General features: G+C 55.3%; 18 protein-coding genes. 8 read left to right on the forward strand and 10 right to left on the reverse strand.

Annotated elements, in window-relative coordinates; translation table 11 throughout:
• Nucleotides 1-76: 76 nt before the first annotated feature.
• Together OOT55_RS17025 and OOT55_RS17030 are read right to left on the reverse strand one after the other, a co-directional pair.
• Entirely contained in the window at nt 77-1,783 is a 1,707-nt protein-coding gene (locus OOT55_RS17025) for a DUF5666 domain-containing protein (protein ID WP_265367027.1), read from the reverse strand.
• Between the two features lie 168 nt (nt 1,784-1,951).
• On the reverse strand, nt 1,952-2,731 hold the full coding sequence (locus OOT55_RS17030; protein WP_265367028.1) for a hypothetical protein: 780 nt from the start codon (nt 2,729-2,731) through the stop codon (nt 1,952-1,954).
• Nucleotides 2,732-2,824: 93 nt separating this feature from the next.
• Between OOT55_RS17030 and OOT55_RS17035 the strand changes: the two genes are divergently transcribed.
• A complete protein-coding gene (locus tag OOT55_RS17035) occupies nt 2,825-4,249 on the forward strand; it encodes a GTPase (protein ID WP_265367029.1) in 1,425 nt (474 codons plus the stop codon).
• 3 nt (nt 4,250-4,252) lie between these two features.
• On the opposite strand, the gene OOT55_RS17040 is transcribed toward OOT55_RS17035, so the two are convergent.
• From OOT55_RS17040 to OOT55_RS17050, 3 genes are all read right to left on the reverse strand, one after another.
• On the reverse strand, nt 4,253-4,522 hold the full coding sequence (locus OOT55_RS17040) for a Txe/YoeB family addiction module toxin (protein WP_265367030.1): 270 nt from the start codon (nt 4,520-4,522) through the stop codon (nt 4,253-4,255).
• Nucleotides 4,519-4,770, reverse strand: coding sequence for a type II toxin-antitoxin system Phd/YefM family antitoxin (locus OOT55_RS17045; protein WP_024462286.1), 252 nt, complete (start codon nt 4,768-4,770; stop codon nt 4,519-4,521). Before OOT55_RS17045 ends, OOT55_RS17040 begins: the two co-directional genes overlap by 4 nt.
• Before the next feature lie 738 nt (nt 4,771-5,508).
• Nucleotides 5,509-6,363 (reverse strand): hypothetical protein, encoded by an 855-nt coding sequence (locus OOT55_RS17050; protein ID WP_265367031.1) that lies wholly within the window; start codon nt 6,361-6,363, stop codon nt 5,509-5,511.
• Nucleotides 6,364-6,637: 274 nt separating this feature from the next.
• On the opposite strand from OOT55_RS17050, the gene OOT55_RS17055 reads away from it, so the two are divergent.
• The 5 genes from OOT55_RS17055 (at nt 6,638) to OOT55_RS17075 (ending at nt 9,895) form a co-directional block, all read left to right on the forward strand.
• Nucleotides 6,638-6,853 carry a helix-turn-helix transcriptional regulator gene (locus tag OOT55_RS17055; RefSeq protein ID WP_265367032.1) on the forward strand — a complete coding sequence of 72 codons (216 nt, stop codon included), beginning with the start codon at nt 6,638-6,640 and terminating at the stop codon, nt 6,851-6,853.
• A 219-nt stretch (nt 6,854-7,072) separates the two neighbouring features.
• A complete protein-coding gene (locus OOT55_RS17060) occupies nt 7,073-7,651 on the forward strand; it encodes an AHH domain-containing protein (protein ID WP_265367033.1) in 579 nt (192 codons plus the stop codon).
• Nucleotides 7,652-7,710: 59 nt separating this feature from the next.
• The gene (locus OOT55_RS17065) at nt 7,711-8,229 is read left to right on the forward strand and encodes a hypothetical protein (RefSeq protein ID WP_265367034.1); all 519 of its coding nucleotides are present in this window, start codon (nt 7,711-7,713) and stop codon (nt 8,227-8,229) included.
• Between the two features lie 344 nt (nt 8,230-8,573).
• The gene (locus tag OOT55_RS17070) at nt 8,574-9,272 is read left to right on the forward strand and encodes a YagK/YfjJ domain-containing protein (RefSeq protein ID WP_265367035.1); all 699 of its coding nucleotides are present in this window, start codon (nt 8,574-8,576) and stop codon (nt 9,270-9,272) included.
• 101 nt (nt 9,273-9,373) lie between these two features.
• A complete protein-coding gene (locus OOT55_RS17075) occupies nt 9,374-9,895 on the forward strand; it encodes a hypothetical protein (RefSeq protein WP_265367036.1) in 522 nt (173 codons plus the stop codon).
• Nucleotides 9,896-10,004: 109 nt separating this feature from the next.
• Here the strand turns inward: OOT55_RS17075 and OOT55_RS17080 are convergent, their stop codons facing one another.
• The 5 genes from OOT55_RS17080 to OOT55_RS17100 form a co-directional block, all read right to left on the reverse strand.
• On the reverse strand, nt 10,005-10,844 hold the full coding sequence (locus tag OOT55_RS17080; RefSeq protein WP_265367037.1) for a phospholipase A: 840 nt from the start codon (nt 10,842-10,844) through the stop codon (nt 10,005-10,007).
• Between the two features lie 154 nt (nt 10,845-10,998).
• Complete coding sequence (locus OOT55_RS17085; RefSeq protein ID WP_265367038.1) at nt 10,999-13,719, reverse strand: mechanosensitive ion channel domain-containing protein; 2,721 nt, start codon at nt 13,717-13,719, stop codon at nt 10,999-11,001.
• Between the two features lie 66 nt (nt 13,720-13,785).
• Nucleotides 13,786-14,439 carry a hypothetical protein gene (locus tag OOT55_RS17090; RefSeq protein ID WP_265367039.1) on the reverse strand — a complete coding sequence of 218 codons (654 nt, stop codon included), beginning with the start codon at nt 14,437-14,439 and terminating at the stop codon, nt 13,786-13,788.
• 195 nt (nt 14,440-14,634) lie between these two features.
• Entirely contained in the window at nt 14,635-15,189 is a 555-nt protein-coding gene (locus OOT55_RS17095; protein WP_265367040.1) for a TetR/AcrR family transcriptional regulator, read from the reverse strand.
• An 86-nt stretch (nt 15,190-15,275) separates the two neighbouring features.
• Nucleotides 15,276-15,899 carry a GyrI-like domain-containing protein gene (locus tag OOT55_RS17100; RefSeq protein ID WP_265367041.1) on the reverse strand — a complete coding sequence of 208 codons (624 nt, stop codon included), beginning with the start codon at nt 15,897-15,899 and terminating at the stop codon, nt 15,276-15,278.
• A 113-nt stretch (nt 15,900-16,012) separates the two neighbouring features.
• Between OOT55_RS17100 and OOT55_RS17105 the strand changes: the two genes are divergently transcribed.
• Nucleotides 16,013-16,684, forward strand: coding sequence for a TetR/AcrR family transcriptional regulator C-terminal domain-containing protein (locus OOT55_RS17105; protein ID WP_265367042.1), 672 nt, complete (start codon nt 16,013-16,015; stop codon nt 16,682-16,684).
• A gap of 509 nt (nt 16,685-17,193) precedes the next feature.
• The gene (locus OOT55_RS17110) at nt 17,194-17,406 is read left to right on the forward strand and encodes a hypothetical protein (protein ID WP_265367043.1); all 213 of its coding nucleotides are present in this window, start codon (nt 17,194-17,196) and stop codon (nt 17,404-17,406) included.
• Nucleotides 17,407-17,410 lie beyond the last annotated feature (4 nt).

The following is a 17,410-nucleotide window of genomic DNA, read 5'->3' on the forward strand; positions in this document are numbered from 1 at the left end:
GAGCAGGGACGACAGGTTTGGCAATCGATGGCAAAGTGCCGGGCCCTTTCCCTGTGGCCCGGCGAGTGGTTACGCCTTATGACTCGGCGCTGTCATCATCGTCCTGATCGTCATCTTCCTGGTCATCATCGTCCTGATCGTCGTCTTCATCTTCATCGCTGTCATCGTCCGAATCGTCATCATCGTCACGATCGTAGGTGGTTTCGACGTCGTCATCCCAGTCGAACTCCACTTCCTCGGCAATCAGCAGACCGTCAGAGCAGGCGGCGGCATTGTCTTCGTCGCTCTCGGCTTCGATCACCGCACTGCCACTGAGGGTCGTGAAGAAGCTCGCCCGGCCGAGTATGCTGTCGTCGTCATCGCCAAAGGCGTCATCGTCCACAATGCTGGCGGTATCGATGGTCACACCCAGGATGGTGAAGGTGCCGGCGGAGGCATCAATGCTGTCGGCGTCTACCGGGCCGCGCAGGGAACATTCCTGATCGTCCTCATCGTCATCGCGCTCGATCCGGGTCCAGGTAAGGGTGCCGTCCTCGGCGAAATAACCCCGGGCTTCAATACTGTCGCCCGCTTGCAGCCGAGCCATGAAGTCTTCCGGGTTGAGGCGATCGCCGTCGTCCTCATCGTCGTCTTCCACCCGGCTCAGGCCGGTGGGGGTGACGGTCACGCCCAGGCGGGTGGTGAAACTGGTGGCGCCGACGGTTTCGACCCGATCGGAGATTTCCACATTGTTGTTCCACTCGCGCTTGATACCGTCGTCATCGGTGTCGATTTCCAGGCGACCTTCCGCGTTGAAGGATCCCTCGATTTCCACCTTGACGCCCACCAGGCTGACCAGCGCACTGGCGTCTGCCATGGGAATCACCACCCCGTTGATGGTGACGCTGTTCGGGGTGCTGTCGGTATCGACGGCCTGAATGATGCCTTCGATTTCGAACTCACCTTCGCGCTCATCGTCATCGTCCCAGCGATCGTCTTCGCGTTCGATTTTACTGGCCAGCAGACTGCCGTCGGCCTGAACCTCGCCTTCGACTTCTACAAACCAGCCGTTGCTGAGCTCACCGTCTTCGATGTCATCGTCCAGGGCGGACAGGTCGTAATGAACCAGCAGATCCCGGATCATGAAGGTGCCATTGGTGGTGTCCAGATTGGCGATGACCCCTTTGACCTCCGCTTCGTTGTCATCGTCGTCGCTGTCGTCGTCATTCTGGTTGAGACGTTCCAGACGGGTGGCAATAAAGCCCTCTTCCGTCGGGAAGCCGCTGACCTCGACCACCACGCGGCCCTGGCTGCTGTCCAGGTCGTTCAGGTCAATGCGTCCGTCCATATTGGCGTCGGCAATGTCGCTGCTCAATACCGTGTTCGCATCCACGGTCACGGTCTGACCGAGTACCACCAGGGTGCCCTGGGTGGGGTCCTCGGCGTTGGGGGAGACAGAACTGACCGGCCCTTTCAGGTCTTTGTCGAACATCACGCGGGTAGCGCGGCGGTCGTCTCCGTCCTGTTCTGCTTCGATCTCGACCCGCATGCCCAGGCGAAGATCGTCTTCGGACATGCGGCCTTCGCCTTCAAACTCAATCTCGGCGTTGGCGGTGTCGTAGCGCACCCCGTTGACGTAAATGCTGCCAAACCCGGTAATGACACCGGAGGAGCTGACTTTGTCGCTTGAATTGTTGCCGCCGGGGTTGTTGGCGTTCGGGGCGGAATCACTGCTGCCGCCGCCGCAGCCTGTCAGAGCCAGAGCGATGGATGTGGCCAATGCACTTTTTTTCAGATGTTTCATGGCGAGACCTCTTCGTCGTTGATCGCATTACCAAGGCGGCGTGGCGCCACCTTTCCGTGTGTTTCATTAGCGACAACGCTTGGCGCCGGATTTTATTCCCTCGAGACGGATCGGTTTCTCAAAATGTGCAGGGCGTCACACAATATTGGGGGTTGGTGATGGCTTCGCTCACAGAGGCTTGAGCGTCTGGGTCAGTTGGGTCTCATGATGCTCGCCCGGAATATCGGTTTTCCGCCAGCGTTGGCGCTCGCGGACGATCAGGTGACCATCCAATACCTGATAGTGTTGGGTGGACTCCTCCCGGTACTCGCCGCGGATGACAAACAGCAGGCTTCCTTTGGCATGAAGGTTGAGACGGCTGGCCAGGGGCATCCCGGCGTCGTCCACCCAGACTTCCAGGGTGGAGTGGAACTGTTTGACGTATTTTCGGGCTCGCTCGTCGAGCACCGTTTTGTCCCGGTCAAAGATCAGACGGCGGGCGGGCTGGCCCTGCCAGCGGTCGGTGACGAGGGTCCGAAAGCTCGAGCGTTGGATTTCCCGGCGCAGCGGGGCGGCGGCATTCAGAAGCGGGCGAACCTCGTTCAAGTCCAGGCGCCACATGAAATCAGTGGTGGGGGTGCGGGCATCCGGGTCCTCCAGTAGGCGGTTCGCTTCGGCATCGAGCCGATCCAGCAGTGGCCAGCCGTAGGTCACGCTGATGCCATCAGTGCCCCGGTTGATGACCGTGTTCACCGACACCTCGACTTCCTCCCGGTCGTCGCCTTTGCCCTCGGCACGCCAGAGCGCCGATAACAGTTGTACGCGAACGGGGCGGTTGTGCTCCAGCTGGTCGAGGGTCTGGAGCAGGTCTTCCGGCTGCGAAGCGCTCGCGGGTAGCGCCATCAATAGAGCGGAGGTAAGCCCGCTCAGCGCAAGAGTGCGGCGCAGGAATCCGGAAAGCAGCGGCATGTGTCATCCCTCAAAAACGGTCGTAGGTCGGTGAGTACTATACGACGCTTCGACTCCAAACCGTGAAGAAAGCTCCTTTGATATAGTGACGGTATGAAAGACCTGATCCGCCAATTCGGTCGCCTGCGTCTGTTGGCGCTGGTGCTGACCTATCTGCCGCTGACCGCGGTTCCGGTGGCCGGCGTGGTCTGGCTCTGGCAAACGGGGTACCTGGCCTATTGGTTGTTGCTGTTGGCCATTTGCGGCGGCTGTGCGCTGATGCTCCAGCTGTGGCTGGCGCGCACCGACAAGCGCCGGATTCCGGACGCGCGCACCGGTCCCAGCGGCCACTGGTCCACGACGGCCGAAGGCGCCTGGACCCAGGTGGAGGCTCTGGCGCAGAGCGCGGACCCCGCGGAATACGCCCTCAGCGACGGTTCCGCACTCTGGCTGCTTGGACAGCATGCGCTGGAGCGGGTGGCCGGGCACTTTTTCCCGGATAAGGAGCGGCCGCTGCTTGAGCTGACGGTACCCCACGCACTATTGATCATCGAGCGCGCCAGTCGTGAGTTGCGTCAGGAAATTGTGCATACGGTACCCTTCAGCCATCGCCTCAGCCTGGGCAACCTGGTGCGGGCCCGGCGCCTGCAACAGACCGCCACGCGCTACCACAATGCGTTCCGCATGGGGCGGGCGCTGATCAGCCCGACGAGTGCACTGTACCAGGAGTTCAGCCGCGCCGTGGGTGGCCATATTCTGGATTACGGCAGCGAGCGCATGCAGCGCTGGTTGCTGCAGGAATATGTGCGCAAAGTGGGGTTCTACGCTATTGAGCTGTACAGCGGAAACCTGTTGCTCAGCGGCGAGCTGACCGCCGGCACGGGGCAGCCGCTGCAGGTCCTGGTGCTCGGCCCGGCCGGCAGTGGTAAAACCAGCCTGCTCGAGGCACTGGCCGGCGGCCAGTCCGACATCAACCCGAACACCAGTGATAAGTGGATCAACGCCCACCGAATCACGTCACCGGTCTGGGGCGAGCTCGAACTGTGGGATACCCCGGCGTGGCCAAAGTTGCCTCGGCGCCGAGCGCGTGCGGCGGTGGCAGCGGCCGATCTCATCATCTGGGTCAGCGATGCCAGCGCCGAGGGTATGAAAGACGATGCCGAGCAACTGGCGCGACTGCAACGCTGGCTGGGGCGTCGCGCCGGACAGCCGGAACCGCCATTACTGGTGGCCCTGACGCACCTGGAGCAACAGGGAGAAACCTTTTCCTTGGCGGCAGTGGCGGAGCAACTGTCGATTCCGGTCGAGCAGATCATTCCTCTCTCGCTGGCGGACCCACACTCTGAACAGGCCCGAGAGCCATTACAGGCCGCCTTCAATCAATACTATGTCAAGGCGGAGCGGTGCCACTACTGGCGATACCTGAATCAGCGCCGCCAGGCGGAGAATCGAGAACTGTCGGGCCGTCAGTTGCGTGGTGCCGCCGGCACGGCATGGCGCGCGGCGCGTGGGCTGTTTCGTCAGGGGCCCAAGGGGTAGAGGTTATTCGTAATGGAAACGGCACTGAATGATAAGCAAAGTGGCGTCGGGGCCTTCGCCTTTGAGCTTGTAAACCAGTCGGTGCTCCCGGTCGATACGTCGGGACCAGTAACCTTTCAGTCCGTGTTTTAGGGGCTCAGGTTTACCGCTGCCGTCAAAAGGGGTGCGCATCGTCTCCTGGATTAGCTTATTGATACGTTTTACCGTTTTCTTATCCGTTCCCTGCCAGTATTCGTACTCACTCCAGGCAGTCGATGTCCATGCCAAAATCATTCAACCAGATTCCTCTGCACGATGTCGCCGCGCTCGGCCTCTTCCAAAGAGGTTTGAAGCGCCCGGGCATTGGCTGGCGTAGACAGGAGGTAGCTGGTTTCCTCATAGGACTGGAAGTCTTCCAGGCTCATCAGTACTGCTGACCGGTTCTTTGAGCGGCGAATGATTACGGGTGCGTGATCGTCATTGACCCGATCCATAAAGCTCGCCAATTTTTCCCGGAAGGCAGAGAAATTGATAATGTCCATGGGCGGTACCTTAGTCAGCAATCAATTGATGTACGAAAAATTGTACACCTTTTGGCGGTGATAGGGCAATGGGTGCGTAGGGGCTGCTGGTGTCGACATTTATTGCACTGAAAATTGCTCCTGCATTTTCAGCATTTCCGCCATCCATGGCGGGCAACCCCGACTGAGGGACTCCAGCGCTCTGAACCGAACCACCCATAAAAAACCCCCAGATCTTGCGATCTGAGGGTTGTTTATTGGTGGGCCTGGGGAAGCTGAAAAGAATCGATAACGTATTGTATTTTAAAGTGAAAATATTGGTTCAACTAATCTTTGGAATACCGCTTGGAATACCTGTCACTCCCGTGAACCGGCGGTTCAAGGTAACAATACTTTAAGCGGGGTGGGGGTGGCGCTAATGCCGTTTTTTAAGCTGGGATAGGGTTTCGAGTATGGCTTTGATGGTATCACGAGCTGAATTGCCGTCAAAATGGGATATGACAGCAATACGCCAGGCAAGAGCAAGGGAGTTGTTGACACCCCATCATTCCTGAATGAGGAGGGCTTCAACCGTGACGCTATTGGGCGCCGGCTTTCCCGTCAGGAGCGTAAGGGCGTCCGTGCGGCTTATTACTCATCAGACCGAGTACTTAACTGAGCGGGCCCGAATGATGCCTTGGTGGGCAGACTTTATTAATCAGGCCAAGAGCGAGCAGGCATGAGCTCCCCGGTCAGTTGCGGGTGCAGGTTTGGCGACATTCATGCGTGAGAGGCTGCATTGTTGGAGGTACGATCAAATTCCTCTCTGATTAGCTCATCAAGTAGCTGATTTACCGATTTGCCACGTAAGGTAGCTAAATTGTTTAGCTTATCTTTTGTGGCAATTGGCAGGCGAAAGTTGCATTGCTTGGTATTTGTATTTTTGTCCCGAAACTTTTTTTGGCTCCAAGACTTCCTCATGTTGCTGACTAGCAGTTTCCTGCTGTCTGAATGGCATCGCCAGGTATCGAACCTGGTTAGAACTTGAGCGTAAAGATCTTTCCTTGGGTCACGCTTCAATCCAAACCACCCTATCCTCTTTTCAGCAAGGTAATCCCAGGCCCATTGGCATTGTGTTTGGTTGGTTTTGCTTAACCATTTTAACTGGTGATCATAGGCTTTTATGTTTTGCCACGTTTCGGACAACCCTTTGATGGTTTGCTTCTTCACGGATAAATCTTCATCCATCAAGTCAATTTTGCAAACAAAAGCAGCATTTGGACTTAAGGCTTCTGGAATTAGAGGGTTGTATAAATCATCCACGTTACTGCTGAACATTGAAATCGATAGCCAATCAATAAGCCGCTGGTCTGCTTTTTCAATCCACCGAATGTCCGTTTCGGGTAGCAACATCTCAGCGTGACAGCGTCGCGCGATCTGGGAAGTTAGTAAGGGGTTGTCAGCCCTATTTAGGGCACCGTGAATCTCTTCGCGCTTCCCTTGGGTGCTCCCGAACTTGCTTGGATCAAGGCCTCCAATATTGTGTTGGAGCCAACCCCATAACCAATTAATGTCCCGCAGGCTTTTGATGTGCCGAATCTCTTCAGGGAGATTTAAATTAATGTTAACCGACATAAGTGAATTAAAACCATAATTTATATTCTAAAAATGAATATATTACTAGTAGTGTATTAAGTGGTAATTTAAGCAGTATTAAAGAAGGTTATCAAGTAGTTTTAAAGCACAATTTGAAGTTAATAAATTTATCTGAGAGGCCTATTAATACTGGCCTATAGAGAAAAGGTTCTTAGTGCTCAAGGAGTTTATAAATTTTTCCGCCGAAGAATATGCTTGTTGTTATTCCTTACTCACTCGGCACATCTCATGAACGGATCTATAGGAGTCCACCATGAGATTTTTACGCCTCAAAGAAGTCATAGAGCTGACCGGCCTGAGCCGGTCCACCATCTACAAATACATCGAAGACGGGCTATTTCCCCGCTCCGTCTCCCTCGGCGGGCGGGCTGTTGCCTGGGTTGAGCAAGAAGTTCACGATTGGATACTGGCTCGGATTGAGGAGCGGGACCAAGAGAAGCCGGCGTTCTCCGACCGCGCCGTCGCCTGATAAGGCGTGGTTTTCCTTCCGTATGCGAAACGGTAAGCGAGCGTCTGGCCAGGCGTCAGGGGGTGGGGCGCAGCCTCACCCTCTGGCACGGGCTGTGTTGCTCAAAAGCGCAGTGTGACGGCAGTCACATTCCTGGATTTAGCGGATTATGGCCCGTTGCGTCTATGGCACGGTTCCGACACACTTCGGATCTCTGGAGATCACAAAAGGGACCTGCGTATGTCATTACCTCACGAGCATGTCGTCAATCACGCCATCAGCCAGTTTGCCCGTCTGGAGCAGCCCAGCCTGCTGGACTGGAACCACCTGAAAACCCTTTCCCAGATACAGCGAGGATTGGCGGAATATGAGGCCAAGGGCCGGGGTATGACCTTCGAGCAGCTCATGAATGAGAGTCACGACTGTAAGCGCCTGGCTCGCCATATGACGGCGAGTGGGGACCCGAGGCCCAGCCAGAAGTGTGACTGCCATGCCATTATCGCTGGTAAGGACCCCAGATCGGTGCCTTTACGGGCGGTTATGGCTTGGGTGAAGATGAGGATTGATTTCCCGTTGAACGGGGCTTGGCTTCCTCACAACACCGCTGCAAAGCCCCATATGCCCAAACACTTGAGTCAGGCGGTCCCCCATAGCAGAATTCACCGGAATGGCTATTACCGCTGGTTGGGCACCCTCATTGATCACGTCCGTATCAAGGACGACCGTTCATTGGCGGACGCGCTCCGAATGGTTCGCTTTAAGCTCCAGACCTCCAGCTTCCCGCCATACGTCATGCTGCCAGCGAGCCGGCTCAAATGATCTATCGAATTCTGCACGATGAGTCGTACCTAATGCATGTCATTCCGCCGGTGGAGTCTATGACCAAGCTGGGGGAGGAACACGGAACCTTTGCCTTTAACGCTGAACCCAAGGCGTATCAAGGCGTCTGGAAGCCGCTAGAGATTGAGTTCCGCCCCTGCGAGGGTTCGAGAGCGACCGAAGTGCCGGACGTATCGGAAAACTTCGGGCGGCTATTCCTGTCCGAGAGAGCATTCTTGGTCCTGGGCGATCTGTTGGAGCAGAGCGGGGAGTGCCTGCCAGTGACCTTCGGCGGGCGCAAAGGATATATTTTCAACCCCACCTCCACGGCAGAGCAGTATGATGCGATTATTCAATCTGCGACTGCTTACGACGAGCACGGAAACTTGGTGCACTTTGGGTTTGTTGAGGCAAGGCTTGCCGGCGTCCCAATGTTTAAAACTGAGCTGGATCTCTACAAGGGGGTTTTTTGCGGTGAGCCGGTAAGGGATCTCTGCGTCAGCGAGGGGCTGACGGGAATAACTTTCAGCCCGGACGCCTCTAATCCCCTGGGCAGGTCTTACGGCCAAATTCAGTAGGGCGGTCCCGTCCAAGAGGAGGCCGGGTTTGATAGGCTTCTTCAAAACTCTTCGAAATAATCGACAGCGTAAAAACGCCGTGACTTGCCGAGCGCCCGTTCCTTAGGCTCTGTCTACGTCGGGACTTCATGGGTTCAATCATGTAGGGAATAGTAATATATACCCACGCCAGTGTGGATGAACCCATGCACGATAGTAAGCATGGGAAGCGGTAGCAGCGGAGTAATGGGCTGCCTCAAAGCAGCCCCCATATAACGTCGATAGCGAGCGAGAGCCTGACGTGGTGTAAAAGTTGATAGAGCCTCCTGACGGTATGTACATGAACCATACCTATTGGAGTAACCATGAAACCAACTACATTTGAACACCACGACCAACCTAAAGCCAAGCTGGGCCACTTAACGCTCCACGAAGATCATCACTACCGAAACCTCCCGGTTCAAGTAACCAGAGGACCGCTTATTGAGGAGTATCTGGAGCGACTGTACGAGGTGGTGCAGGAATCCCTGATGGACAACAGCCGTGTATTTGCAGTCCGGGTAGATCTTAGGTTCCCGGTGAGCTACTGGCCTCTCGAAGGAGAAGCGCTTGGCAATGAATACATCAGGCGGTTTTGGGAGGTGTTGAAGTACAGGCTGTCTCGGTATCAACTCAGAGAGGGCCGTATTCACCCAGCGAAGCTCCACTATGCTTGGGCACGTGAATACAAGGCAGGTGAGACGAAACCACATTTCCATCTGCTGATTCTGTTGAACGGCCATGCCTTCAACACGCTGGGTAATTTCAATTACTCTGGAGAGAATCTGCACAACGTGATAGCTGAGTCCTGGGCGAATGTGTTGATGTTGCCGGAATTCGAGGGGAAGGGGCTGGCGAACTTTCCCGTAGATGGGCAGTACCTTGTTCGGCGGGGCGTTGAGTGGGAGCTTCAGAAGCTCTTCTTGCGGGGCAGCTATCTCACGAAAGCCGCCACCAAGTCCTTTGACGATGGCTGCCACTCATTTCGGACAAGTCAGACTTCAGTCGGCGGATGGATGTGGTGATTGAGTTATGGGCGCCGACAAGGCGCCCATATGCCGGGATAGGTAGTAATTCTTGATGGGCTCGCCTGTTGATATGTAGCCATATTCACAGGAGCCCAATCATGAACACTGATTATCAACTGGTTGCCACCGGAACACTTACTCCACTTAGTCGCGATGTTCTGGATGGCGCGAGCCAAAGCGAACTGTCTTCCAGCCAGTCAAAGCGTGCGGACTGGGTCAAGAGGATTCAGTCATCAATGGTGGAGGTGGCGGTCACCACTGCGTTTCCAAGTTACCAAAGCCTGGGGGAAGGAGCCTGGCAACATCAAGTGGTCGAGCGCATCTATCAGGCCGCTATCGCACGAACCAATAGCCGGTTAAAGCACGTAGCCCCCAGGCAGTACCTGCACCCTGACAAATCAGTGCGGGTCTGTCTTGTGTGGGATCGGCTACACGATAACGAGTATGGAAGGCCGGTTTATCGTCAACGTTGGTACATATCCAAGCGTGATGTTGCCCTGCTGGGTTATCCCGGCCGCCTGGGAGAGGAGTGCTTTTCGGATATCGTTCTGGCGACGTGGCACGCGGGAACGGATGATGCGGAAGCATGGCGCACCCATGAAGTGGCGTGCGCCTGCTAGATACAGTTCTGTTCCCGGTCAAAAGGGGGGCGTAGCACGGACGCATTGGTCAGCATTTAGTAGCCGTGCGACATACCGAAATCCTCAAACAATCTTGGTACTAGACGTCTCAGCGAACTAGCGCAATACCGACTCTTACTACAAAGTCCGTCTTTTGGCTGTAGTCGACCAGGGTGTTACCGTAACCGTGAAAAGCTTGCACGTAAAAAAAGCCGCCCGCCCGATTGAAAATCCTGGCACTCATGGGGAAAGAAACCCCAAGCTCAACGCTACCATAACCCTCTGTGCCCATTCTAAGCGTCGAGTCCACTAGCCAACTTTCCTCCCGGCCCAGACGGATGATGAGGTCACCGTAACCACGGTAGTCTCTTATATCCGGGTTTTCATCCTTGTCCAGGTAATAGCGGAGTCGCGGGATAATGGTGAGGTTGCGATCACCGATTGGTTTCTGCCAGATTGGCTGGATGAATAGCGTGTCGATACTGCGGGAGTCCAAGCCATCTTGCCCATTCGATTCGTGCTCATAGCCAATGCGCATGACATCGGGCGAAAAAAGCCCTCCTGGGCCGTCAACCTGCCAGAAAAAGCTTGGCCTGTAGCTCGTATCGTCAAAGGGGGCAGACTCCTCACTCAGGTTCCAAACCGAGGTTTGGGTGTAGGCAAAGTGCATGTTTCGAAGCACTGGCGCGGCCTCTACCAACGAACCCTCCGAATCAAAGATACGGTACATAAAGCTGAATTGAAAGCGCGCGGTATCCTGCTCGTCGTCGCTCCCCACAACAAAGTACATCGGCTCGTTGGGCGCAAACACATCCTGAATTTCCATGGCCTCTTCTTCTGCTTCTTGGGGCGTATCTGCGCTAACCATTGGGGCGAAGCCTGCTGTCGCTAGGGCAGCGTACGACAGCCAACCGCGGATCTGCCGTGTAATGGCCTGATAGTCTGGCATCTCAAATAACCTCTTTTTGCTTCGGTAAGTTCATTATCTTGAACGAAGTCGCGTCGCTTCGGTTTCAGCCTGTGCCCATTTACCCAACGCAGCTTCAATGGAGGAGAAAATGGTCGCTCTCTTAGTTTGAATATTTCAACAATACCAACCACCTCTATTCCTTTTTCGGTCCGCCATGGGGCATAGGAGCGGTACGGATGTGAATATCTCGCTGAGGAAAAGGGATTTCAACACCGGCTTCGCTGAGGGCGCGGGTGATGGCGGAGTGCAGCTCATGAGACAGAGGCATGAAGTCCAGAAGACTCCTCACGAATACCCGCACCTCGAAGTTGACGCCACTGTCTCCCAGACCCACGCAGAAGACCGCCGGGGCCGGGTTGCCCAACACCCGCTCGTTGTTTTCCGCCACTTTGTGCAGCAGGTCACGAACCTTGTCCACATCGGAGCCGTAGGCGACATCCACCCGAATAATCACCCGGGTGATGGGGTCGGAAAGGGTCCAGTTGGTGAGATCCTGCGTCACAAAGGTCTTATTAGGAATAATCTGCTCTTTGCGGTCCCAGTCCACCAAGGTGGTCGCTCGGATGCGGATGCGAGACACGGTGCCCGTGGTCCCACCGATGGTCACCGTATCGCCGACGCGGATCGGGCGTTCAAACAGCAGGATGAGACCGGAGACAAAGTTGGCGACGATTTCCTGCAACCCGAAACCCAGACCTACACTCAGGGCAGCTACCAACCACTGCAATTTGGACCATTGCACGCCGATTGCCACCAACGCCACTACCACGCCGATGAACACAATGATGTAGGTGGTCAGGGTGGTAATGGCGTACCCGGCCCCGGGCTCCAAATTGATGCGGCTCAATACCATCACCTCCAGCGTCCCCGGCAGGTTGCGGGCGGCCAGGACGGTGCCGACCCCAGCCAGCAGCGCCAGCATCAGGTCACCCAGAGTAATGGGCACTAAGGCCTCAGCTTCAGCCCCCGTGCTGATAGTCCACAGGGTAATGTCATCAAAAATCTGCAGCGCGGGTATCACGTCGGCCCAGAAACCCCAGAGTACGTAAGCCGCGAGGGTAATGGCCAATATGCGCACCAGCGCCTTGCTTTGCTGGCTGATGTCTTCCAGATCCATTTCGGGCATGTCGAGGGCAACGGGTACGCCCTCTCCGGAATTTTCTGCAGCCTCGCGGGCTTCGGCCAGTTTACACTCGGCGACGCGCTGTTCCCGCAGCCGCTTGAGGGTCATGCGTCGCTCCCGTACCGACAGACCACGCAGAGCCAAGTAATACAGCAGCGTCGCGAAGGCCAGCCAGCAGATGCTGATGAACATCAACCCTTCCAATTGAACCGCCGTATAGTGGTAGCCCCAGAGGGATGCGAGGGCGAGCAGCAGGGGCGTGGCGATCGCCAGCACCTGTTGGCCTTTCAGGAAGTTGCGCTCGGGCGCAACCTGCCGCGCGGCGGTCGTCACGCGCCAGCCAAACCAGGCCAGTGCCACTGAGGCTGCGGTAAACAGCAACCGACCGAGGCTGTCACTGAAGGCGTCGCCCTCCGGCGTGTCCATGGTCGACAGGACAATCACGACCGGAATCATTACCACCAGCAGTACTGGGACCTGCCCTCGGATGGCCGACAGCGTTGGGCCATTCCAGTTGAAATGCCGCTCACCGAGCCCGCCTGGACGGGCCACCGAATGTAGGGCCCCCAGGAGCAGGGTAACGAAGGCGGCCGTGGTAAAGCCGGATGATAATGCGGAGAAGAAACTGTTGCCCTCCTTGAGCATCAGTGCACCGACGGAGAGTACCAGGACACCGGGCAATGCCAGCAGCAGACTCAGGGCCCCTGCGGTGAGGGTGACGGTGAAGCGATCACGGCCCACGTTGCCGACATCTTCTCCAGAATCCACCAGCACCTTTCGCAGAATGCGACGCCGGCGTACCAAGAACGCCAGAGCAGCTAGTATTACCAGTACACGACCGCCCCTTTCGGCGAAAGAGCTGCGCAGGGCATCAGTGAGGTCGCTCAAATGAAAGCCCGACAGAAACCAACTGATCCCTTGGTACGAGTCTTTGACGGTGTTCAGGCTCACACGCTCGGTGCTGGGAAGCCAGAACAGCCGTTGCTGCAGTAGTTGCTGGTAGGCGTCAAGACGCTCCTGCAGCTCGGCCACAGTGTTGTAGTATTCATTGAGGACGTCGATATGTTTAGTTACGGCACCGTGGAGCTGGGTGATCAGCTCCTGGCGTACCTCTCGGGTGCGCTCGAGAGCAGGGACGTCGGGTTCGCTGATAGCTTCGTACTCTTCTAAGCGAAGCTGTTCTTCACGGGCGGTCGATAACTGGGCGCTGATACCATCGGTCAGCACACTGGCGATGGTATGGCTTTTGAGCCGGTCCAAGCGTTGGCGCAGCAGACGGGCATAGTCAACGGTGAGGTTCAGCCCGGCCGTCTCAAGTCGCAACTCAAAACTGCGGTACTCATTCTCCAGTCGTTCCAGCAGAGTCTGGGCCTGATCGAGCCGACGATGGCTGCCTTCCAATGCAGACTGCCGGTTATCCAGCGAGTTGCGCAGAATCTGAATCTGCTGGTGGATATCTGCGGACTGTGGTGCCGACAGTTCGCTCTCCAACAGCTGCTCAGACTCATCCTCCAATATTGGCTGGAACGGATTGGCAGACGGCCCAGGCAACGGTTCCCCGGCTTCCTGTTGATCGCCGGACTCCTCGCCGGCATCTTCCTCCGCCTGTTCGTTGCTGGAGCCAGGCAACAGATCGGTCACCGTAGCCACGGCGGGCGCCACCAGCAGGCAGTACAGGATCAGCCCTGCGAAAAGTGACCAGTAAGTGGAGGGTGACGTTCGTGCAGTCATAAATCGCGATACATGTTTAACCGCAAATTGCGGTAAGGTAGCGAAAAAGGGGCAGGCAAGGACGACTTAAGAATCCTCAACGCCGCCCCAGGTTGAATTCGTCATGGCATCCTGCCAGTCGGTGCGGCAGAAGATGATCGCCCCTTGAGTAATAAGCCCGTAGGCGAACAGTTCCAGGCCCTCCTGCAATCCCGACTTGAAGGCGTGGTTATAGCTGTCTCCCAGTGCACTTTTCCACAACAGGTTGCCACTTCCAAACAGGCGGCTGAAGATGAACAGGGTGACAAAGCCAATCAAGACAAAGACATAGGATCGGGTGCCGAGAAATCGAGCAGCTGGCCCGAATACCGAATTCCGATTGAGCAATGCGAGCACGACGGAAATCAGTACCACGGCAGAGACAGGCCATACCCAGGTCCCATGCCCAAAAACTGCATCGAACAGAAAATCCATTTCCCGCAATAACAGGCACAGGAAAAATCCGGTTATCAAAATCAGTGCCCCCCGTGCATATGGCACGCTCACAGCTCTATAGCCAAAGAGCAGTACACAGAGTAATAGCAAAGCTTCTTGCACTGTCTCGGTCAACGATGCTTCGCCCACGCCGTTGTCCAACACTACGAGATCGATAGAAACTACTACGGGAGCCAGAATGGCGATTGCAACCAGCAGCATGATTTCTTTCCAGGTGTGACGTAATTGTCCGATAAATTCCTGCATGACTACCTCTCCTAATTTACTGAAAATGTAACGTAATATCAGAATGGTAACGCATGCGGTGAATAATCTCGGTAAAGAAATGTAGTAAGTAATAGGGGGTGTTCTTCAAGTTATTTGGCTGGACCTGTATCGTTAGAGTGTCGGTGGTGTCGTTTCTTTAAAGTTGGCTAGGGTCGGGTAAGGTTGACTAATAAATCAGCATCTTTTGTGCGTTACGTCGAGTAAAATTTCCCGGGTTTCACCTATATCAGGAGGGTTCACCCTGGATAGGGCAGATAGACAGAATTGCTCCGCAGCGAATCTTGCTACGGACAAATGATCATCCCCATCGGTATGAAAGTGCTTTCGTAGAATGTTGTCAAACCAGTTTGCCCACATCGGTTGAAGCTCCGGATCGTTGAAGCAAAGAGCGACTAAAGCCGATCTCTTGTCGAGTTTTCCTCTCCATGCCGATTCTATTAGAAATTCGGTATAGGCGCGTGTAAATGATCCATATTCCTCTGGATCTTCGATCATGTATCTGTCAAGGTCGCGTTCGGCTGAGGAAATAAAATCATCAAAAATTGCCAGCGGGAGTGCTCGTTCATCGGAGAAATGGTGTAGAAATTCTCTCTCTGTGACTCCTGCTTCGAAGCACACATCCTGGACGGTTAACGATGCATTTGTAGGATTAGTCAATACTAAAGTTCCTGCGGTAATAATTTTCCTTCTGATAAGTTCTTTGTGGTCGTTTTGATGATATAGAATCACCTATGTTTTCCTCCAATGCTCAATTGATCCGATATATTAATTTTCATGGATAATCTCCGGGCTTTCGTCATTGCTCTGGGGCTTATCTATCTGTCTTGGGTGCCATCGCGAAAGGGTATTGAAGCAACTATCGGTACAGAATCGACTTTCTGTTGTATAGGCACCCAAATCTGTAGGTCGCCCCAGCCGGAATTAAGATCGAAAGACTCTTCGTAACGTTCTAGAAACTGCGGAACGTCTGGAACATGCCTCAACGGGAGTAGATTCAGTGACGGTAGGCTATTGGAGAAAATCGCATGGGTTGTGGTCCTCAGAGCGGACAAATGTTTCTCGTGTGCGAACACGGCATAGTGTTGCGCGGGAATTGTCAACTGTTGCCAGTCCGAGTTGAGATGTTCAAAGCTCTCGACTTCCACGGCGGTTAGGTAATCGAAACCATCGGCTCCGTTCTTCGAATGCAGCAAGGCGCCATACAGGCGGCGATCCACTTGCTCGGGCAGCCACCCCTGATAGGGCAAGAAGGTTTTCCGCAATGCCATAAGGTTGCTAAAGGGCAGCCCCTTCACCGGAGAGCGCAGCCCTGCCAGCTTAATCTCGGGCTGGTTGCGAATTTCTATCAGCCGGGGCGCCTCCGAGAGCGGGTCGCTCGGAAAGCGGTGGTGCGGAGATCGTTTAGTGTGCCTTCTGTGAGGGGTGGTGACGGGCATCATTGTCGTCTCCGTGCATCAAAGCGCTGTAGAGGCTGTTAACGGCGTTAACATATTAGTTCCAGTTTATTGGTAACGGTGTTAACATGTCAACTCTTTCAATGAAGAGTTGTGCCATGACCGAAGCGCTAGAGCTGTCTCCCGGGAGGCGGGAACGAAAAGAGAAACTGACGCCAACTCAGATCGCGGAGGTGGCTCTGACGATTGTCGATCAGAAAGGCCTGGATGGCTTGACCATGCGAGCTCTGGCAGACGCCATGGGGGTGCAGTGCCCAGTGCTGTACCGCCTGATATCAGACAAGCAGCAATTACTGAGCGAAATGGCCGAGGTGATGGTGGGTCGGGTGTCACTTGATGACCTCGGTCACGGCGAGCCCTACCAGGACCTTGCAGAGAGCGTTCGTCGGATAAGGCTTGTGCTGCTGGAGCAGCGTGACGGGGCCCGAATTATCGGTGGCAGCTTCTGTGCCAAGCACAACACCCTGCGCGCGGCGGAGGCCATGTTGGGATTGATGGCCCGAGTGGGCCTAACCGGCAGCCGCGCAATGCAGACAATGAAAACCATATTTAGCTTCGTACTGGGTGAAACACTTGAGCAGCAGGGCTTGCCACATGATGCCAAAAAAGCTGAGCGAGAGCTGTTAAATTCCGCGCGAGAAGCACTGGATGATCCCTATTTCACTTTCTTAACCTTCGAGCTACTTGAAGATCACTTGTTTCAATTTGAGCAGTGTTTCGAGTCCGGGCTGGCGCTATTGCTCGCATGGATTCGTGAAGAGACGACTTAGCAGGTATGCCTTGGAATGAATCAGGCGGCTTTTGGAGTTGAGCGGCTTGAGTGATGCCTCAAGCTCTCGGGCAGCTTCTGCACGTATATCGGTTCCTTCATCTTGGTCATTTGGCATGCAGGAACAGTGGATGGGAAGGTGAGCTGGTCTGGCCTTTAAAGATAACCTAGCGTCGGAAGGGAAGTGGTCGAGTTCGTATGCTATTGCCAGGCCATGGGCGTCTCTCCCATTGAGGGGCTTCAGGCCGTATGGTCTGACTTGAGATCATAGGACCTAACTGAAGCCCCCGCCTGGTGCGCCAAGTCGTCAGATCAACCCCCCTCTCCGCAAAACTCACCACTGAGTTCCCCAGCTACGAGAGCCTGGGGGAGGGTGCCTAGTGTCACGAGCTGATAGAGCGTATCTACCACGCAGTCGTTGCCCGTACCAAAAAGCGCCTGGAGCATCTCAATCCTCGACGCTTCACCTACCCGCCGAAGTCGGCCAGCGTCAACTTGGCCCGGGAGCGCTTGCACCGCAACGACAGTGGTAAGCCGGTTTACGCGCAGCGCTGGTATCAGGAGAAAGACCACGCCGCGTTGTTCGGTTATCCAGTGCGTCTGGGCGAAGAGTCCTTCTCGGACATCATCATTGCCACTTGGCATGCTGGAACCTTTGATGTGGAAGCTTGGCGTAAACGTTGGGCATGTGGCGGCGCTCCTCTACAACATGAGAAGACATAGTTCG

Origin of the sequence: Marinimicrobium sp. C6131, assembly GCF_026153455.1 — a bacterium.
Taxonomy (GTDB): Bacteria; Pseudomonadota; Gammaproteobacteria; order Pseudomonadales; family Cellvibrionaceae; genus Marinimicrobium.

Coding starts and splice junctions, on each gene's coding strand:
- OOT55_RS17070 (WP_265367035.1), top strand. CDS start 8,574: ATGAAACCAACTACATTTGAACACCACGACCAACCTAAAGCCAAGCTG.
- OOT55_RS17065 (WP_265367034.1), top strand. CDS start 7,711: ATGACCAAGCTGGGGGAGGAACACGGAACCTTTGCCTTTAACGCTGAA.
- OOT55_RS17040 (WP_265367030.1), bottom strand. CDS start 4,522: ATGATTTTGGCATGGACATCGACTGCCTGGAGTGAGTACGAATACTGG.
- OOT55_RS17060 (WP_265367033.1), top strand. CDS start 7,073: ATGTCATTACCTCACGAGCATGTCGTCAATCACGCCATCAGCCAGTTT.
- OOT55_RS17035 (WP_265367029.1), top strand. CDS start 2,825: ATGAAAGACCTGATCCGCCAATTCGGTCGCCTGCGTCTGTTGGCGCTG.
- OOT55_RS17105 (WP_265367042.1), top strand. CDS start 16,013: ATGACCGAAGCGCTAGAGCTGTCTCCCGGGAGGCGGGAACGAAAAGAG.
- OOT55_RS17080 (WP_265367037.1), bottom strand. CDS start 10,844: ATGCCAGACTATCAGGCCATTACACGGCAGATCCGCGGTTGGCTGTCG.
- OOT55_RS17090 (WP_265367039.1), bottom strand. CDS start 14,439: ATGCAGGAATTTATCGGACAATTACGTCACACCTGGAAAGAAATCATG.
- OOT55_RS17085 (WP_265367038.1), bottom strand. CDS start 13,719: ATGACTGCACGAACGTCACCCTCCACTTACTGGTCACTTTTCGCAGGG.
- OOT55_RS17050 (WP_265367031.1), bottom strand. CDS start 6,363: ATGTCGGTTAACATTAATTTAAATCTCCCTGAAGAGATTCGGCACATC.
- OOT55_RS17045 (WP_024462286.1), bottom strand. CDS start 4,770: ATGGACATTATCAATTTCTCTGCCTTCCGGGAAAAATTGGCGAGCTTT.
- OOT55_RS17055 (WP_265367032.1), top strand. CDS start 6,638: ATGAGATTTTTACGCCTCAAAGAAGTCATAGAGCTGACCGGCCTGAGC.
- OOT55_RS17025 (WP_265367027.1), bottom strand. CDS start 1,783: ATGAAACATCTGAAAAAAAGTGCATTGGCCACATCCATCGCTCTGGCT.
- OOT55_RS17030 (WP_265367028.1), bottom strand. CDS start 2,731: ATGCCGCTGCTTTCCGGATTCCTGCGCCGCACTCTTGCGCTGAGCGGG.
- OOT55_RS17100 (WP_265367041.1), bottom strand. CDS start 15,899: ATGATGCCCGTCACCACCCCTCACAGAAGGCACACTAAACGATCTCCG.
- OOT55_RS17075 (WP_265367036.1), top strand. CDS start 9,374: ATGAACACTGATTATCAACTGGTTGCCACCGGAACACTTACTCCACTT.